The organism is Pseudoruegeria aquimaris (genome assembly GCF_900172235.1).
GTDB lineage: Bacteria > Pseudomonadota > Alphaproteobacteria > Rhodobacterales > Rhodobacteraceae > Pseudoruegeria > Pseudoruegeria aquimaris.
This window is the reverse complement of the sequence record NZ_FWFQ01000004.1, coordinates 18,522-33,991: the sequence shown is the minus strand read 5'-3', so window position 1 is coordinate 33,991 and position 15,470 is coordinate 18,522. Positions and strand designations below refer to the sequence as shown.

The following is a 15,470-nucleotide window of genomic DNA, read 5'->3' as shown; positions in this document are numbered from 1 at the left end:
GGCTGAAGCGGCGCGACGATGTGAGGAGGCCCGACCAGATGGCACAAGAGCCGGAAGACCCGACACAGCCCCGATTTGTCCCGCCCCCGCGCGACGTGCTGCCCGAGATCAACACCGTGACATGGGCCGACATCGCCGCCGCGCTGACGGAGGGTTTCGCCGATTTCCGCGCGCGGGCCTTCATGAGCGGCTTCTTCGGCTTGTTCTACGCGCTCTTCGGGCTGCTGATCGTCTGGTGCCTCGCCTCGCTCGGCAAGATCTGGATGATCATTCCCGCCGCCGTCGGCTTTCCTCTCGTGGCGCCCTTCGCGGCGGCCGGACTCTACGAAATGTCGCGCCGCCTGCAGGCCGGCATCCCCTTCGGCTGGGGCGAGATCCTCACCGTGATGGCCGACCAGCGCAAACGCGAAATGGGATGGATGGCCTTCGTGACGCTCTTCATCTTCTGGGTCTGGATGTATCAGGTCCGGCTCTGGCTGGCGCTGATCCTCAAGGATTCCTCCTTCTCCGATTTCGAAGGCTTCCTTCAGATCGTCTTCTTCACCCCGCCGGGCTGGACCTTCCTGGCCATCGGCACCTGCGTGGGCGCGTTCCTGTCGGCGGTGCTCTTCACCGTCACCGTCATCGCCATGCCGATGCTGATGGACCGGGAGATCGATTTCATCTCCGCGATGCTGGTATCGGTCCAGGTGGTGAAGGAGAATCCGGTGGTGATGCTGGGCTGGGCAGCGGTGATCTCGGTCGCCATGCTGATCTCGATGATCCCGGCCTTCCTCGGGCTGATCGTCACCCTGCCGGTGCTGGGCCACACCACCTGGCACCTCTACCGGCGCGCGGTGCAGCCCGCCTGAGCGGGCCGCGAGTTTTCAGGATTGAAGCAAAGCCTCAGTGGCAGCCGCGGATCAGCTGATCCATCATCTGCGAGGGCTGATCGCAGCCCGCCTCGCCGACGATCCTGGCCGGCACCCCCGCCACGGTGGTGCACGGCGGCACGTCCTGCAGCACCACCGAACCGGCGGCGATGCGCGAGCAATGGCCCACGCGGATGTTGCCCAGCACTTTCGCGCCGGCGCCGATCAGCACGCCATCCTCGATCTTGGGGTGGCGGTCGTCATCCTCCTTGCCGGTGCCGCCCAGCGTCACCGAATGCAGCATGGACACGTTGTCGCCCACCACAGCGGTTTCGCCGATCACGATGGAGTGGGCGTGGTCGATCATGATGCCGCGCCCGATGCGGGCGGCGGGGTGGATGTCGATCCCGAAGCATTCCGAGGCGCGCATCTGGATGAAATAGGCGAAATCCTTGCGCCCCTGCTGCCAGAGCCAATGGCCCACGCGGTAGGCCTGCATGGCCTGGAAGCCCTTGAAGAACAGCAGCGGCTGCAGCATCCGGTGGCAGGCGGGATCGCGCTCCAGCACGGCCACGATGTCAGCGCGCGCGGCCTGCCCGAGGCTCGGCTCCGCGTCATAGGCCTCGTCCGAGATCTCGCGCAGGATCTGCTCGCTCATCTCGCTGGAGGCCAGCTTGGAGGCGATCCGGTAGGACAGCGCCCGTTCCAGCGTCTTGTGGTGCAGGATGCAGCCGTGGACCAGCCCGCCAAGGAGCGGCTCGCTCGTCACGGCCTCATGGGCTTCCTCCCGGATCCGGGTCCAGACCGGATCGACGTGCTGCACCTGTGTGCGTGTTTCAGCCATCGCGTGTTCCTTTTCGCTCCGGGCAGTCTACAACAGGTAGTCCGGAGCGACCAAGTTCAAAGGGGTGATGAGGGATATAAGCAAAATGGATGAAAGAAAACAGGCACATTTCCGTCAGAAGCTCGAAGCCGCCCTCGCCGCGCTGGATCGCGGCGACGCGCGCGGCGCGCAGGGTCAGAAGACGGTGATGCTCGATCAGCAGGCCGTTGGGCGGCTGTCGCGGATGGACGCGCTGCAACAGCAGGCCATGGCGCAGGCCACCCAGGCCCGGCGCAACGCCGAGCGGGCCCGCATCATGGCGGCGCTGGCCCGGTTTGCCGATGGCGAATACGGCTACTGCGTGGAATGCGGCGACGCGATCGAGGAGCCCCGGCTGGAGCTGGATCCCTCCACCCCCAAGTGCCTTGATTGCGCGCGCGGCTGATCCGCCGGGCCGCTGCTGGCCCCGGCGGCAAATGCCCTCAGCAACGCGATCGCTTCCCGGCACACCTGCGGATCCTGCCAGCGCCAGCGCACCGCAGGCCGCGCCTGCAGGCTCGCCGCCGCCGCCATCAGGCTTCCGCCGCCGAAAACCGGGTGCATGCGCCCGTTCCGCCGCCGGCAGGCCTCCGCCGCTTGTGCCCGTGCGATCATCTGCGCCCGCAGCCCGGCCCGCGCCTGCGGCGGGGCCGCCATCAGGCAATCGAGCGCGGCCAGCAGATCGTCGGTCAGAACCGGGCGCACGTCAGGCCTCCGGCAGGCCCAGCTCCAGCAGGTGCAGCGCGAAGCGCACCGTGCCCCCGGCGAAATCCCCGCCGTTGGCGGTGAGCAGCAGCGGCGTCGCGCCGTAGTAGGTGGTGGGGCTGCCGAGCATCCCCCGCATCCAGCTTCCCGCGGCCGTGCCCAGCCCCGAGCCGAACTGCGTGGGCGAGCCGCTCACCCCCACCGACCAGTCCGAAAGCGTGCCGGCGAGCGCATCCACCACGCGCCCCGTCAGCCCGAAGACCATGGCGTTGGCCGGGATGTTCACGCCGGTCTGCGAGGTCGCCCCGGCGGTGAGCACGTGATCGAATTCAAGGATCCTCAGGCTCGTCTGAGCGCCGTTCGCGGAACGGGCCAGCGCGTTGAGCCGCCAGGCCCCGCCGTGAAACAGCGCCTGCGCCGCGGCATCCTCCACGAAGGCGCGCCAACCCTCCTGCGGCGTGGCGAAATCCCAGCCGCCGTTGCTGAAGTAGGCGATGCGCCCGTCCTTCCCCGCCCAGTCGTTCACCGCGCCTGCCGGCACGGCGTAGGCGTCGCCCTCGGCGGCGAGCGTCGGCGGCACCGTCTCCGTCACCGATTTCAGGGAGAGGTTCACCAGCGCGTCGAGCCGCGCGAAACCCTCGTTCACCGTCACGTGTTTCTGTGCCTGCGCGGCGTCCAGATACGCCAGTCCGAGCCTGTTGCTGTCAGCCATCGATATCGATCCTCGTGAAGAAACCTGCGCCGTAGCGCGCCGAAACCTGCGCCACGCTCACCGCCGGGGCCGTGAGCGGGCCGTCGGCGGCCTGCGAGGCCGCGGTATGAAGGTAGAAGGGGCTGGCGGTGGTGATCTCGTGCAGGATCGTCTCGCCGTCCATCAGGCGCAGGATGTAGCTTTCGCTCTCCTCGCCCAGCGGCACCTCCGGCACGTCCCAGCTGTCGCCGTCGATCCGCGTGCGCCGCACCCAGCTGATCGCCAGGTCCCCGTTGGCCTGCCGCCGCGCCCGCAGATGCGCCGGCGCATAGGGGCGCAGACCCTCGCCCGCGAAGGCATGGACCTCGTGGACATAGGCCGGGTGGTCGTTCGGCAGGGCCGCCGGCCCCACCCGGTAGTGCCGCGCCCGGTTGCGCGCCGCGCTGGCCAGCTGGATCTGGCTCACCCCCGCATCCAGCACCACCACGTAGCTGCCGACGGGCCACTCCTCGGGCATCAGCGCCTCGCTGCCGTTCTGCCCCCGCAGCCGCCCGGAAAGCTCGTAGAGCCCCTCGCCCACCAAAGCCACCTCGCTGAACTGCAGAATCTCCCAGCCCGCCGGCGTGCCATCCCCGATCGCCACGGCGTTGGCGCCGTTCAACACCGCCGCCCACTCCGCCGATGCCACGCTTCCGCCGTAGAAGCGCACCCGCAGCGGCGCGGCACGGTCCAGCCGCCCCGGCGCGGCGCGGGCAAGCGGCGTCTCCGTCAGCCCCATGATCGCGCCGACCTCCACGAGGCTGTTCAGTTCGTAGGCCGCGTCGGTGTCCGATGCGTAGACGGCCACCGAGCCCGGCCAGGGCACCGCCGCCACCGCCACATGGGGCGCATGGGGCACCTCCTCGCCGGTCAGCAGCGGCAGATCGAGAAACAGCGGAAAGACGGGAAGCGCCGGCTGGAAACCCGAGAGCGCACCGGGCGCGTCGGCCTCGATCCGCTGCCGGTAGATCGCCGGCTCCACCCGCGTGGCCTCCAGCACCTGCGCCCCCGCCATCAGCGACCGATCCACGCGATAGCGGCCGGCGCGGCCCGGCAGGTCCACGACATCCCCCGCGCCCACGTCCAGCGCCGAGGGCGGCAGGGCGAAACGGGCGGTGTCGCGGGCGATGCGGGCCTCGCTCAGCATCCGCGCGCTGGCGGCACGGCCCTCCGCGCGGGTCATCACGATGGGGGCCTCCGTTTCCGACACGACCTCGGCGCTCTCGCCCGGCATCACCGCTTCCGCGCTGCGCACCTCGTAGTCGCGGTCGGCCTCCAGGAAGGTGAAGCGCACCCGGCCCGCAAGTTCGGTTTCAGCACTGCGCGACAGGGCCAGCGCGCTCTCCTGATCCTCCGTCAGGGCCATGTCGTCGGCCAGCAAGGACCGTTCCGCAACCCCCGTGCGCAGCCGGAACTGAAGCGTTCCGTCGCGCTCCACCGCATCCACGCCATAGGCCAGCATCAGCGGCTGCAGCGCGGCGCGTGCGGTCGAGACGCTATCCACCACGTAGCCGCGCAGGTATCCGTGCAGCGCGCTCACGTCCACGGCCTCCAGCCCCGAGCGCGCACAGATCTCGGCCACGACCGAGCCGAGGCCGCGCCCCGCGCTTCGCCCGTTGAGCCAATGGCCGCGGGCATAGTTCTCCCCATCGCTCCAGGCCTCGGGACTGTTGGGAAAATACGGATAAGGGCGCGCGTCCCAGGCCCAGAGGTGGGCATGGGCCATGTCGATCATCGGGCCGCCGTAGATCTCGCTGACGGGGTTCGTCTCCGCCGCGCGCCAGTAGCCGGTGACGGCGCGGATGTATTGCATCTGGATCAGATCGTCCCGCCCGCCGTTGGAGAAATGGGGCAGTGCGCTCTCCGAGGATTTCGGATCGAGGAACTTGTTGGGCTGGTTGGTGCCGAAATGGATGGCGGCGCAGCCGAACTCGGTGAAGCGGATCGGCTTGCTCTGCGGCTCCCAGGCGGTGGGGCTGGCCTGGCGCTGGCCCCCGATGCGCTCGTGGTGCGGCGATTGCCACCAGCCGCGCATGTCCTTGTAGCGGAACACCCAGGCCTCACCGTGGGCACCGTCGGTGATCGGCACCCGGCTCTGCTGCCGCCGCGCCGTGTCGGAGGGGTAATACCAGTCGTAGCCCTCGCCGCCCTCGATGTTGCTGCGCAGATAGCCGAGGTCGTAGAGGCTGCCCCAGCCGGCATCGGCATGATCCTCGCCCTCGCGCCAGTCCGACAGCGGCATGTAGTTGTCGATCCCGATGAAATCGATCTCCGGGTCCGCCCAGAGCGGATCGAGATGGAAATAGACGTCACCGCTGCCGTCCTGCGGGTGGTAACCGAAATACTCCGACCAATCCGCCGCGTAGGAAATCTTCACCTCCGGCCCGAGGATGGCGCGCACGTCCGTCGCAAGGGCGCGCAGCGCCTCCACCGCCGGAAACCCGTTGGCCCCGCGCGCCTGCGTGAGCCCGCGCATCTCCGAGCCGATGCAGAAGGCGTCCACCCCGCCGGCGAGGGCACAGAGGTGGGCGTAATGCAGGATGAAGCGGCGGTAGGAGTCCTCCTGCGGCCCGCCGTAGCTCACCTGGCCGCCCGCCACGCTGAAATCCGAAACCTGCGCCGTGCCGAAAAAGGCCGCCACCTCGGCATCGGCGTCCGGCGTGCCGTCGGGCGATCCCTCCACGCCCGGCGCCGCCGAGAGCGTGATCCGCCCGCGCCAGGGCAGCACCGGCTGCTCCGCCCCCTGCCCCCAGGGGTCCGGCAGCCCGTTGCCCGCCATCTGCTCCATCAGGATGAAGGGGTAGAACATCACTTCCTGCCCGCCGTCCCGGATCGCCCGGATCGCCTGGATGACCGAGGTGTCCGAAGGCGTGCCGCCGTAGACGGGCCGCCCCTCGGCGTCAAAGGGAACCGTGCCGGCGCTGGCCCGCGTCCTGCCGTCCACCTGCCAGACCTGCGGCTTGCCCTCGGCCTGAAGCTGTTCGGCCCGCGGGCGCAAGGCGCAGTGCCCCATGCGCAGATCATCCCCGAACCAGCTCACGATGACCGAAACCGAGCCGCAGGCCGGCAGCTCCTCGCGCAGCGCCTGAAGCGAGACGAGGAAATCCGCCTGCTCCTGCGGCGTGTTCACGTTGGCCGAGCGGGCTTCGCCCAGCCCCTTGGGGTAGTGCACCGGCACGGTGGCGAGCGCGTATTCGCCCGTGCCCGGGATCAGCGCCACCGCCTCGACGGCACGCGCCGGATCGTCACCGCCCTCCGGCGTGTCGTCCGTGGCCGGGCGCAGAACCTCGAAACTGAACTGTGGAAAGCGGTTGCCGAACTGCGTGATGTCGAGATCCTCGAACACCACGTAGGCGATGCCCCGGTAGGCCGGCGCCGCGCCGCTGCCCTCCACCGCCTCGATCTTCGGATCGGGCAACTGGTCCTCGCCGCCCCGGTAGACCCGCATGTTGAGCCCGCCCAGCGCCACCTCGTTGCCGTCGGCCCAGACCCGCGCCACGCGGGCGATCTCGCCCTCGCAGAGCGCGACGGCCGCGCTCACGGTGTAGCTGTATTCCTTGGTGGTGACCTTCGGCCCGCCACCCTTGCCCCCGGAGGTGCGGCGCTTGACGTGCTCCTCGAACCGCGTGGCCCAGATCACCTGCCCCGAGATCCGCGCACGGCCATAGACCTGCGGGATCGTCCGCCCCTCGCTGGCGCCCGTCAGGCGGAACCTGTCCACCCGCCCGGTCTCCACCGTCTGCGAGCCGCCGCCCAGCACCTGCTGATCGACCATTCGGCCGATCGTCGCCCCCACCGCCTGCCCGATGACAGCGGCGGAAATGCCAAGAACGCTGCCGCCCACGGCGCCGCCCACGGCCGCCCCGACGGCGGCCAAAGCCAAAGTTGCCATCTGTCACTCCTCGATTTCAGGAAAGGCGAAGCGCGCCACGATCCGGCGGGCCCAGGGCGTGCTCAGCGGGCTCTCCACCACGCCATGCCCCGTGTAGGCGTGGATGAACCGCGGCGCGGGCGTCACCTCGCTCTGGATGCCTAGGTGCTTGGCCACGCCGCCGGACGTCATCCGAAACAGCAGCACGTCGCCGGGCGCGGCGGCCTCGGCGGGCTTGGGCCGCAAAAGGGCCTCGGCCGCTTCCCACAGGGCCTCCCGCCGGGCGGCCTCGTTCCAATCCGCCGTGTAGGGCGGGATCGGCAGCGGCTCCGGGCCACGAAGCGCGCGCCAGACCCCCCGCAGCAGCCCGAGGCAATCCGTCCCCGCGCCCCGGCAGCTGGCCTGGTGCACGTAGGGCGTGCCAAGCCACCGCCGCGCCTCGGCCACCACGGCCTGCCCCGGCGCGCTCATTGCGCCAGCTTCCCGCCCGAAGTGTTCTTGCCGCTCACCGGGTAGCTCAGAAGCCAATCCTCGCCCGGAATATGCGGAAAGCCCCGGAAATTGTTGAAATTGGAAAACTTGTAGCGGCAGCTCTCCGCGCTCTTGTCGCAGCCCGCCTCAAGGCGCAGCAGATCGCCGGGCACCACCTCCGCCCGCAGGCTCTCCCAGACCTCGATCACCCGGACACCCTCCATGAAGCGATCCGACTTGATCCGCCCCGACAACCCCGCCGCCGCACCCGAAAGCACGCTCATGCGCCCGTGGGTGAACCAGCCGGCGTCGAAACCGGTGAAATCGGCGAACCGGAACACCTGCCCCTGCGCCACCTCCTCCGCCGCGCGCTCGGCCGCCATCAGCGGGCTGGCGAGATCCACCCCGCAGCGCGCATCCCCCAGGACCGCACCGCAGCGTTTCAGGTAGCTGCGCCCCTGCACCCGGTTCAGCACGTCCGACAGCCCCCGCAGCTCGGCCTGGAAGGCCCCCTTGCCCTGCTGGATGTCGCCGATGCTGCCGCGGAACTGCAGGTGCCGCTGCGCCGGATCCGCCCAGTTCACGAGCCAGGCCGTCACCTCGGCCCCGTCGAAGCGCCCCGCAAGGATGTCGGCCTCGGTCACCGCCGCGTCCGACAGCACCCCCATCGCCTCGGCATTGTCCACCGAAAGGCCGGTGGATTGCTGCACCGCCCCCGGTGCGAGCCCCGTACGCGCCTTGAAGACAAGCCCGTCGAAAGCGAGATCCGCGTCGTGATCGGTAAAACCGAACCGCCGCCCGTCCCGCCGGGCCACTTCCCAGCACCGGCACACCGTCGTCGCCCCGCTCTTCAGATGGGCCAGGAAATCCGCATCGACCGCCATCAGATCCGCACCTCCACCACCGGCACGTTGGGCACGTCGCCGGCCTGGAAACTCGCAACCGAGGTCTGGATGCTGTCGGTGTCGAACCGCACCGGCACGTCGAATTCGAAGCCGGCCGAAACCGTCACCCCCACGTCGGGCGGCACCTCGAAGTGGATCTCGCCCGCGTTGGCGTCGATCTCGAAATCCACGCCTTCGCGCCGCGGCTCGCCCTCGATCGCGGCCACCACCGTGCCGGAAACCAGCTTGCGGATCGGCCGCAGGTAGCTGGCGCCGCCGGAGGCATAGGCCTTCACCACCGGAAACACGCGGGTGACGCCGTCGCCGGTGCCGATCGCCTGGTCGGTCGGGGTGATCTCCCGGCTCGGCGGTGCCGACCGGTAGTCCGACCAGTCCTTCCAGCGGAAGCCGAAGAGCTGCCCCTGCCGCGCCTCGAAGAAGGCGATCAGCGTTTCGATGTCGTCGAGCGAGCGCATCCCCACGCCCGCGTCGTAGCGGCGGCGCGAATGGGCCCAGAGCGTGTTGCGCTCCTCGAACCCGTTGGCCAGCGTCACGATCTCGGTGCGCCGCTCGGGCCCGCCGACCGAGCCGAAGCTCAGGTTGGCCGGAAATCTGACCTCGTGAAATCCCATCTCGTTCCTCCTGCCTTACCGGAACCGCGCACCGCGGCTGAGCGCCCGCTCCATCTGCGCCGCGATCTGCGTGCGCGAGCGGGCGAAGCTCTCCACGTTGGGGGTGGACACGTTCATCACCACGTTCACGCTGCGCCCACCGCCCGTGGCCTGCACGCCGAGCCGCCCGTCCGAGCCCCGGCGCAGCGGCATGATCGCCTCGGGTCCGGCCTCCCCCATCAGCCCGGTGCCGCCGCGCATCGGAAAGCGCACGGGGCCCGTCACCACGCCCCCGGCGGCAAAGGGCATCACCCGCCCCTGCGAAAAGGGCGCGCCGTTCTCGAAGGGCAGCAGGCCCGTCACGGCGCTCGACACCAGCGAAGCGATGGCCCCGCCCACCTGCTGGGTCACGGGCCGGATCGCCGCGCTGTAGGCGGCGTTCACCATCGAGCGCGCGATCCCCTCCAGCGCGTCCGACAGCTTCATCCCGTCGAACACCACCCCGTCGAAGGCGCGCCGCAACCCGCCCGACAGGCTCCGCGAAAGCGTGCCCGCCTCCGCGCCCGCCGCACCGATGCTGCCGCGCATCTTCTCCAGTTCAGATCCAAAGACCGCCGTCACCGAGGAAACCTCGCCAAGCGTCGTCTCGAGCGCATCAAGCTGCGCCTCGAAACCGTCGATCCCGCTGATGTCTTCGGTCATGGCTGACCCTCCTTGTTCTCCTGCGCCTCCGGATCTCCGGGCGCGGGCCCGTCCGGATAGCGCGCCAGCAGCGCATCCAGGCCGGCCCGCCCCATCGGCTGGGCCGACGCCTCCACCCCGGCCATCAGGCGCAATTCATGCGGCGTGAGCCGCCAGAACTCCTCCGGCCGCAGGCCCAGCCCGTGAAGCCCGAGCCGCAGGAGCCCCGGCCAATCCAGTGCCGCGGCCTCAGCCATCGGCCGGCGCCTGTCCGGATACCTGGGCGCCGAAAGCCCGCGCCAGCAGCTCCGCCGCCGCGCGCGCCGCGCCCACCGGGCCGCCGTCGATCTCCGCGCGTGCCAGATCCTCGGCCGTGCCCTGCCAGCCGCCCCCGCGCAGCCCCGCCAACAACACCGCGAGGATGTCGCGCGCGCCGAAAGCGCCGGTCTCGAAACGCCGCGCAACCTCCAGCACGCTGCCCGCGCCGAGCGCCGCCTCCAGCTCCGCCAGAGCCCCCAGCGTCAGCTTGCAGCGGCGGCTTTCGCCATCCACCACCAGCAGCACCTCTCCCGCCCAGGGGTTCACCATCAGAGCGCCGTGAAGCTCAGGGCCGAGGCCGAGGCGAGCGACAGCTCGTAGGTCGCCTCGCCGTTGTGGCTGCCGGCATATTCGATCGAGGTCACCTGGAAGGCCCCCTGCACCACGCCGAAATCCGGGATGATGACCTGGAAGTCCGGCGTTTCGCCGTCAAAGAAGATCTGCCGCGTGCGCTCGTCGGTGCCCGCATCGCGGAACACGCCCGCCCCCGAGATCGCGGCGCTCTTCACGCCGGCCCCCGCCAGCAGTTCCCGCCAGCCGCCCTGGCTTTCGAGGCTCGTCACGTCCACCGTTTCGGCGTTGAAACTCAGACGCGTGGCGCGCAGCCCCGCGATTGTCTCGAACTGACCGCTTCCGGTGAGGTCGAGCTTGATCAACATGTCCTTGCCGTTCTGGGCTACCATGGCCAGATCTCCAATCCTTTGGTTTGCATTCCCCGGGCCTGCCTCAGGCCGTGTCCTCGATCCGCGCCACGAAACGCAGATCCACCTGCCGCCGCTGGCCGCCCCCGCTCTTGAAGGCGCGCGCCCGGCGGAACCGCAGCGAAACCAGCGCCCCGCGCGACAGCGTGAGCGGCGCGTCCTGCAACAGGTCGGTGATCCGCCCCGCCACCTCCTTCACCGCGTGAAAGCCGCCGGTCTCGCCGATCACCCGGATCAGGACGTCGTGGCGGCTGCCCGAAACGCTCGCATCCGAAGCGTCGCGCACCTCGCCTTCGCCCAGCAGCACGTAGAGCGCGGGCACCGCGCCCTGCGGCGGCGTGTCGTAGATGGCCCCGGTAACCAGCGTCGAAAGCGTCGCATCGCCGGTCAGGTGGCCGTAGAGCGCGGCCTGAAGCGCCGTGGCCGTTGCGTAGCTCATGCCTGCACCTCCTCGCGCGTTTCACAGAGCAGGTAGCGGCCCGCCGGCTCGGCCTCCGTCACCGCCTCGATCACGAAAATCCGCGTGCCCTCGCGAAAGCGCTGCCCCGCCCGCGGTCGCGCCGGGCTGCCGGGCGCGGCCGCGCGCACCGTGATCCGCGCCCGTTGCAGCGAGAGCGGCCCCGAGACGGAGGCCGCCTCCCGCCCGCCGCGCGGCTGGATCGTGGCCCAGAGCACCCCCTCGGCCACCCAGCTTTCGCTGTAGCCGCCCGCGCCATCCCCCGTGCGCAGAGGGCTTTCCAGCACCATGCGGCGGTTCAGCTGCGGCGGCCTCATTGGCTCACCCCGCCGAACAGACGCACCGTCAGGTAAGGCGCAAGCAACCCGTTGACCGCCGCCGGCCAGGCCGCGCCCCCACCCTCGGCCAGGCGATTTTCGTAGAAGAACCCGGCCAGCGTCAGAACCGCCTGCCGAAGATCCGGCGGCAGATCGGCCCAATCGGCGGCATAGCCCGCCGTGAGCCGCAGCTCCGCCTGTCCGCCCGTCGGGATCGCCGGCAGGCAGCCCGAATGCGCCCGGATCCGCGGCCGATGGGCATCCTCCAGCAGCGCGATGGCCGACAGCGGATAGGCCTCGGCCTGCCCGCCCGCATCGCGCAGCGAGAGATCCTGCACCGCCGAGACCGGCGCCACCGGAAGCCCCTGCTCCGCCGGATCGCGCCATCCGTCCGTGATCCACAGGAAATCGCGCCGGTAGACGGCCTTGCCCGCGCGCGCCTCGATCGAGGCCAGCGCCGCCCTGAGCGCGGCGACGAGAATGCCGTCCTGCAAACCGTCATCGGTGAAGCCGGTGCCCAGCCGCAGGAAAGCCCGGAAGTCGGCCAGCGGCAGGGCCGCTTCGGCTACGGGCGTGATCTCCGAAAGCTTCATTTTCAGGCCTCCTTCTGGCTCGTCTCTGCTTGTCGCCTGCACCTGGCGTCGTTCGGGTCGATTTTCTCGGGGCGTCATTTGGAGCGCGCGCTCCGGCCGCCCGGTCTGCCCGGGCCACCGTGCCCCGGCGCGCGCCCCAGCCCGCGGGCCGAACCCGGCCCGCAAGGCGGTTGCGGCGTTACATCACGCCGAACTTCAGAAGCTTGATCGCCTTGAAATCGCTCACGTCCCCGCCCACGCGCTTGGTGGCGTAGAACAGCACATGCGGCTTGGCCGAGAAGGGATCGCGCAGCACCCGCAGATCGGGGCGTTCGGCAATGGTGTAGCCGGCGGAGAAATCCCCGAAGGCGATGGCCATGGCGTCCGACCCGATGTCGGGCATGTCCTCGGCCACCAGCACCGGGTAGCCCATCAGCCGCGCCGGCTCGCCGGCCGCCAGCCCGTCCGACCACAGGAAGCGGCCGTCGGCATCCTTCATCTTGCGTACCGCGCCGGCCGTCTTGGAATTCATCACGAAGCTCGCGTTGGCGCGGTATTCGGCCCCCAGCGCATAGACCAGATCCACGATCGCATCCGCCGGCTTCAGGGAGTCGAAATCCCCGTCCACCCCCGTGGCGACATAGCCCAGGCTGCCCCAGCTCCAGCTGGCGTCATCCACAGTGGGATGGGTCAGGAAGCCGCGCGGCTTGTCCACGCCGTCGCCCGAGATGAAAGCCGCCGCCTCGGCGCGGGCGAACTTGTGGGCGATGCGACCGGCCAGCCAGCCCTCGATGTCGAAGGCGCTGTCGTCCAGCAGGCGCTGGCTGGCCTTGGGCAGCGCCGAAAGCTCGTGCAGCGCGATGGTGATGCGGTCGATCTGCGGCGTGTCCGTCTCGCTGACCGAGGCCGTCTCCGTGGCCCAGCCGGCGCCGGCCTCGGTATGATCGATCAGAACGTCGAAGGAGGTGGCCTCCACCCGCACCACGTTGGCGATGGCCCGCACCGAGGCCGTGGCCGAAAGCGTGCTCTTGATGGTCTCGGCGGTCTCCGGATCGACGAGATAGCCGCCGTCGCCCGCGACCACGCTGGAAAGCGCCTTGCCCTCCAGCTGGAGGCCGCGCAGGGCGTCGTCGTCCCCAGTGCGCAGATAGGCGTTGAAGGCCTTCTTGTGCGGCGCTTCCGCGCTGCCTGCGGCCAGCGTCGGGCGTTGGGCGGTCATCGTCTTGCGATCCAGCATGGTCAGTCGCTCTTCATGTTGTTGCAGCTTCGTTTTGAGTTCGCCGTTCATCGCGTTGATGTCGGTCACGAATTCGCCAAGCGCCTCGCGCAGGGCATCGGCATCCGAGGCGGCGGAGCGCCCCGTCTGGACTTCGGTCATCTCTTCACCCTTCTTGTGGTTTCAGATCACGGGGGGCTTGCGCAGCCGGCGCCCGGCATCCCGGATGGCATCCGCCAGCTCCATAAGGCCCGTCTGCGCGCGCGCGTCCCCCTTGGCACCGACACGGGCTTGCGGAAGCATCGGAAAGGTCACGAGTGAGACCTCCCAAAGCTCCAACTCGATCAGGCGGCGGCCGCCGCCCCTTGCTTTCTCGGCGCGCCGGGTGCGGTAGCCGATGGAGAGCCCGTCGATCGCGCCGGCCTCGATCAGCCGCGCCGCCTCCGCGCCCCTGGCCACGTCGGTCAACAGGCGGCCCTTCACCCAGAGCCCGCGCGCATCCTCGCGCACCTCGTCCCACAGGCCGATGGGCTGGGCCGGATCATGCTGCCAGAGCATCTTCACCCGGCGCCCCGCCGCCTTCAGTTCGGCCAGGCTGGCCGCGTAGGCCCCGGCCTCCACGATGTCGCCGCCCTGGTCCTGCGCCCCGAAGAGCGAGGCGTAGCCCGCGATCACGGCACCGTCCGTCACCGTGAGCCCCTGTCCGGGCGTGCAGAATTTCCTCTCAAGTTCAAACGCTTCGCTCATGAAGCCCCCTCCTCATTGCCCCGCCGCGGGCACAAGGCCCAGCAAGGTCACCGTCGCCTGCGCAAGGATCACCCCCGCCACGCCGTAGACCGTCATCCACACCCGCCGTTCCAGCCGCTCGATCATCCCCTCGATCCGCTGCAACTGCCCCTCCAGAACGCCGAACTGCATCTCCGTGAGCCGCTCGTTGGCCTCGATCCGCGCCGAGGCGGCATCGAAACTGTCGTAGAGAAAGCGCGACCCGCTTCCGCCCGCGATCCGGCTCATGACCCATCCGCATCCTCGGGCAGCCCGAGCAGACGCCGCTTCTCGCGGTCACTCAGGAAATCCGCCGCCGCCACGCGGGCCCACTGCTTGTCGCGCTCCTCTGCCAGCGCCGGAACCTGGTCCAGGTCCGGTCTCAGCTCCAGCCGCTCGCCGTAGCGCGGCGCCAGCCAGGCCGCGATCGCCGCGCTCACCCGCGCCGCCAGCGGCAGCACCGTGAGCCGGTAGAAGGCGCGGTTGGCCTCCTGGTAGTTCGCATAGGTCGCATCGCCGGTAAGCCCCAGCAGCATCGGCGGCACCCCGAAGGCCACGGCGATCTCCCGTGCGGCGGCCTCCTTCGTCTTCTGGAATTCCATGTCCGAGGGCGAAAAGCCCATCGGCTTCCAGTCCAGCCCGCCTTCCAGCAGCATCGGCCGCCCGGCGTTCACCGCGCCCTGATGGTAGGAGAGCATCTCGTCCTGCAGGCGGGCGTATTGCTCCGCCGAGAGCGTAGCCTGCCCGTCGAACCCCTTGTAGACGAGCGCGCCGGAGGGCCGCGCGGCGTTGTCCAGCAGCGCCTTGGACCAGCGCGAGGCCGCGTTGTGCACATCCACCGCCTGTGCCGCCGCCTGCATCGGCGAAAGCCCGTAGTGATCGTCCTGCGGGTGGAAACTGCGCAGGTGGCAGACCGGACTGAAGCTCCCACTCGCATCGAACCTGTGCTTGCGCCCGCCGACGCTGTATTCATAGGCCACCGGCCAGCCGTCGCTGCCGGGGATCAAGGCCATCCGGTCGGAGCGCAGAACGTGCAGCTCCAGCGGCTGGCCCTCTTCGCTCTCCACCAGTTCGAGGTAGGCGTTTCCGGTCAGCATCAGCTGGCCGTAGAGCCCTTCGAGCAGTTCCGCGCGGCCCTGCGCCATGTTGGGGCGGCGCAGCAGATCCAGCATCGGATGCTCCTCGAAACGGGCCCGGGGGCTCTGCAGCACCAGCGGCAGCGCGGCGGCGGCCTCCGAGATCAGCTTCACCGCCCGAAACCCCACCGGGTTGCCGGCGAAACCGGACTTGGTGAGCGACACCGCGTCCCGCGGGGTCCAGGCCACGCGGCCGGCGCCGTGGTAGGCGATCACCGGCCCCGCCGCGGAGGCTTTCGCCTCCGGTGCCCCTGCGCCGGTGTTGGCCTTTTTCCGAAACAAGCCCAATGCCATGCCGCCAAGCCCCTTGTCGCTGCAACCC

At 69.9% G+C, this 15,470-nt stretch carries 20 protein-coding genes; 2 read left to right on the top strand and 18 right to left on the bottom strand.

The genetic code is table 11. The features are described from left to right. Window positions 1–38: 38 nt before the first annotated feature. Window positions 39–851 (top strand): DUF2189 domain-containing protein, encoded by an 813-nt coding sequence (locus PSA7680_RS04105; RefSeq protein WP_085867392.1) that lies wholly within the window; start codon window positions 39–41, stop codon window positions 849–851. Between the two features lie 34 nt (window positions 852–885). On the opposite strand, the gene cysE is transcribed toward PSA7680_RS04105, so the two are convergent. Then, on the bottom strand, window positions 886–1,695 hold the full coding sequence (gene cysE / locus PSA7680_RS04100) for a serine O-acetyltransferase (RefSeq protein WP_085867391.1): 810 nt from the start codon (window positions 1,693–1,695) through the stop codon (window positions 886–888). Between the two features lie 85 nt (window positions 1,696–1,780). On the opposite strand from cysE, the gene PSA7680_RS04095 reads away from it, so the two are divergent. Next, the gene (locus PSA7680_RS04095; RefSeq protein WP_245824436.1) at window positions 1,781–2,119 is read left to right on the top strand and encodes a TraR/DksA family transcriptional regulator; all 339 of its coding nucleotides are present in this window, start codon (window positions 1,781–1,783) and stop codon (window positions 2,117–2,119) included. Here the strand turns inward: PSA7680_RS04095 and PSA7680_RS19180 are convergent. The 17 genes from PSA7680_RS19180 to PSA7680_RS04015 all read right to left on the bottom strand — a co-directional run bounded on the left by PSA7680_RS19180 (window position 2,029) and on the right by PSA7680_RS04015 (window position 15,442). Next, the gene (locus PSA7680_RS19180) at window positions 2,029–2,418 is read right to left on the bottom strand and encodes a DUF7742 family protein (RefSeq protein WP_442439563.1); all 390 of its coding nucleotides are present in this window, start codon (window positions 2,416–2,418) and stop codon (window positions 2,029–2,031) included. The two genes, PSA7680_RS04095 and PSA7680_RS19180, sit on opposite strands and share 91 nt — an antisense overlap. Before the next feature lies 1 nt (window position 2,419). Next, entirely contained in the window at window positions 2,420–3,130 is a 711-nt protein-coding gene (locus PSA7680_RS04090) for a DUF2793 domain-containing protein (RefSeq protein WP_085867389.1), read from the bottom strand. After that, the gene (locus PSA7680_RS04085; protein ID WP_085867388.1) at window positions 3,123–7,040 is read right to left on the bottom strand and encodes a baseplate multidomain protein megatron; all 3,918 of its coding nucleotides are present in this window, start codon (window positions 7,038–7,040) and stop codon (window positions 3,123–3,125) included. Before PSA7680_RS04085 ends, PSA7680_RS04090 begins: the two co-directional genes overlap by 8 nt. Window positions 7,041–7,043: 3 nt before the next feature. Further along, a complete protein-coding gene (locus tag PSA7680_RS04080; protein ID WP_085867387.1) occupies window positions 7,044–7,490 on the bottom strand; it encodes an NlpC/P60 family protein in 447 nt (148 codons plus the stop codon). Next, window positions 7,487–8,374: a phage/gene transfer agent baseplate hub protein gene (locus PSA7680_RS04075; RefSeq protein ID WP_085867386.1), complete on the bottom strand. Its 888-nt coding sequence runs from the start codon at window positions 8,372–8,374 to the stop codon at window positions 7,487–7,489. The genes PSA7680_RS04080 and PSA7680_RS04075 overlap by 4 nt, the downstream gene beginning before the upstream one ends. Then, a complete protein-coding gene (locus PSA7680_RS04070) occupies window positions 8,374–9,006 on the bottom strand; it encodes a DUF2460 domain-containing protein (protein WP_085867385.1) in 633 nt (210 codons plus the stop codon). The genes PSA7680_RS04075 and PSA7680_RS04070 overlap by 1 nt, the downstream gene beginning before the upstream one ends. A gap of 15 nt (window positions 9,007–9,021) precedes the next feature. Then, complete coding sequence (locus PSA7680_RS04065) at window positions 9,022–9,687, bottom strand: RcGTA-type gene transfer agent tail tape measure protein (protein WP_085867384.1); 666 nt, start codon at window positions 9,685–9,687, stop codon at window positions 9,022–9,024. Then, the gene (locus PSA7680_RS04060; RefSeq protein ID WP_085867383.1) at window positions 9,684–9,923 is read right to left on the bottom strand and encodes a rcc01693 family protein; all 240 of its coding nucleotides are present in this window, start codon (window positions 9,921–9,923) and stop codon (window positions 9,684–9,686) included. The genes PSA7680_RS04065 and PSA7680_RS04060 overlap by 4 nt, the downstream gene beginning before the upstream one ends. Further along, window positions 9,916–10,254 (bottom strand): gene transfer agent family protein, encoded by a 339-nt coding sequence (locus tag PSA7680_RS04055; RefSeq protein WP_085867382.1) that lies wholly within the window; start codon window positions 10,252–10,254, stop codon window positions 9,916–9,918. The genes PSA7680_RS04060 and PSA7680_RS04055 overlap by 8 nt, the downstream gene beginning before the upstream one ends. Further along, window positions 10,254–10,667: a phage major tail protein, TP901-1 family gene (locus tag PSA7680_RS04050; protein WP_085867381.1), complete on the bottom strand. Its 414-nt coding sequence runs from the start codon at window positions 10,665–10,667 to the stop codon at window positions 10,254–10,256. Before PSA7680_RS04050 ends, PSA7680_RS04055 begins: the two co-directional genes overlap by 1 nt. Before the next feature lie 43 nt (window positions 10,668–10,710). Then, complete coding sequence (locus PSA7680_RS04045; RefSeq protein ID WP_085867380.1) at window positions 10,711–11,124, bottom strand: DUF3168 domain-containing protein; 414 nt, start codon at window positions 11,122–11,124, stop codon at window positions 10,711–10,713. Further along, the gene (locus tag PSA7680_RS04040) at window positions 11,121–11,459 is read right to left on the bottom strand and encodes a head-tail adaptor protein (protein ID WP_085867379.1); all 339 of its coding nucleotides are present in this window, start codon (window positions 11,457–11,459) and stop codon (window positions 11,121–11,123) included. Before PSA7680_RS04040 ends, PSA7680_RS04045 begins: the two co-directional genes overlap by 4 nt. Beyond that, the gene (locus PSA7680_RS04035) at window positions 11,456–12,052 is read right to left on the bottom strand and encodes a head-tail connector protein (protein WP_085867378.1); all 597 of its coding nucleotides are present in this window, start codon (window positions 12,050–12,052) and stop codon (window positions 11,456–11,458) included. Before PSA7680_RS04035 ends, PSA7680_RS04040 begins: the two co-directional genes overlap by 4 nt. Window positions 12,053–12,230: 178 nt before the next feature. Beyond that, the gene (locus tag PSA7680_RS04030; protein ID WP_085867377.1) at window positions 12,231–13,409 is read right to left on the bottom strand and encodes a phage major capsid protein; all 1,179 of its coding nucleotides are present in this window, start codon (window positions 13,407–13,409) and stop codon (window positions 12,231–12,233) included. A 21-nt stretch (window positions 13,410–13,430) separates the two neighbouring features. Further along, a complete protein-coding gene (locus tag PSA7680_RS04025; protein ID WP_085867376.1) occupies window positions 13,431–13,994 on the bottom strand; it encodes an HK97 family phage prohead protease in 564 nt (187 codons plus the stop codon). Between the two features lie 12 nt (window positions 13,995–14,006). Then, window positions 14,007–14,261, bottom strand: coding sequence for a GTA head formation protein, RCAP_rcc01685 family (locus tag PSA7680_RS04020; protein WP_085867375.1), 255 nt, complete (start codon window positions 14,259–14,261; stop codon window positions 14,007–14,009). Then, window positions 14,258–15,442: a phage portal protein gene (locus PSA7680_RS04015; RefSeq protein ID WP_085867374.1), complete on the bottom strand. Its 1,185-nt coding sequence runs from the start codon at window positions 15,440–15,442 to the stop codon at window positions 14,258–14,260. Before PSA7680_RS04015 ends, PSA7680_RS04020 begins: the two co-directional genes overlap by 4 nt. Window positions 15,443–15,470 lie beyond the last annotated feature (28 nt).

Coding starts and splice junctions, on each gene's coding strand:
- PSA7680_RS04105 (WP_085867392.1), top strand. CDS start 39: ATGGCACAAGAGCCGGAAGACCCGACACAGCCCCGATTTGTCCCGCCC.
- cysE (WP_085867391.1), bottom strand. CDS start 1,695: ATGGCTGAAACACGCACACAGGTGCAGCACGTCGATCCGGTCTGGACC.
- PSA7680_RS04095 (WP_245824436.1), top strand. CDS start 1,781: ATGGATGAAAGAAAACAGGCACATTTCCGTCAGAAGCTCGAAGCCGCC.
- PSA7680_RS04090 (WP_085867389.1), bottom strand. CDS start 3,130: ATGGCTGACAGCAACAGGCTCGGACTGGCGTATCTGGACGCCGCGCAG.
- PSA7680_RS04085 (WP_085867388.1), bottom strand. CDS start 7,040: ATGGCAACTTTGGCTTTGGCCGCCGTCGGGGCGGCCGTGGGCGGCGCC.
- PSA7680_RS04080 (WP_085867387.1), bottom strand. CDS start 7,490: ATGAGCGCGCCGGGGCAGGCCGTGGTGGCCGAGGCGCGGCGGTGGCTT.
- PSA7680_RS04075 (WP_085867386.1), bottom strand. CDS start 8,374: ATGGCGGTCGATGCGGATTTCCTGGCCCATCTGAAGAGCGGGGCGACG.
- PSA7680_RS04070 (WP_085867385.1), bottom strand. CDS start 9,006: ATGGGATTTCACGAGGTCAGATTTCCGGCCAACCTGAGCTTCGGCTCG.
- PSA7680_RS04065 (WP_085867384.1), bottom strand. CDS start 9,687: ATGACCGAAGACATCAGCGGGATCGACGGTTTCGAGGCGCAGCTTGAT.
- PSA7680_RS04060 (WP_085867383.1), bottom strand. CDS start 9,923: ATGGCTGAGGCCGCGGCACTGGATTGGCCGGGGCTCCTGCGGCTCGGG.
- PSA7680_RS04055 (WP_085867382.1), bottom strand. CDS start 10,254: ATGGTGAACCCCTGGGCGGGAGAGGTGCTGCTGGTGGTGGATGGCGAA.
- PSA7680_RS04050 (WP_085867381.1), bottom strand. CDS start 10,667: ATGGTAGCCCAGAACGGCAAGGACATGTTGATCAAGCTCGACCTCACC.
- PSA7680_RS04045 (WP_085867380.1), bottom strand. CDS start 11,124: ATGAGCTACGCAACGGCCACGGCGCTTCAGGCCGCGCTCTACGGCCAC.
- PSA7680_RS04040 (WP_085867379.1), bottom strand. CDS start 11,459: ATGAGGCCGCCGCAGCTGAACCGCCGCATGGTGCTGGAAAGCCCTCTG.
- PSA7680_RS04035 (WP_085867378.1), bottom strand. CDS start 12,052: ATGAAGCTTTCGGAGATCACGCCCGTAGCCGAAGCGGCCCTGCCGCTG.
- PSA7680_RS04030 (WP_085867377.1), bottom strand. CDS start 13,409: ATGACCGAAGTCCAGACGGGGCGCTCCGCCGCCTCGGATGCCGATGCC.
- PSA7680_RS04025 (WP_085867376.1), bottom strand. CDS start 13,994: ATGAGCGAAGCGTTTGAACTTGAGAGGAAATTCTGCACGCCCGGACAG.
- PSA7680_RS04020 (WP_085867375.1), bottom strand. CDS start 14,261: ATGAGCCGGATCGCGGGCGGAAGCGGGTCGCGCTTTCTCTACGACAGT.
- PSA7680_RS04015 (WP_085867374.1), bottom strand. CDS start 15,442: ATGGCATTGGGCTTGTTTCGGAAAAAGGCCAACACCGGCGCAGGGGCA.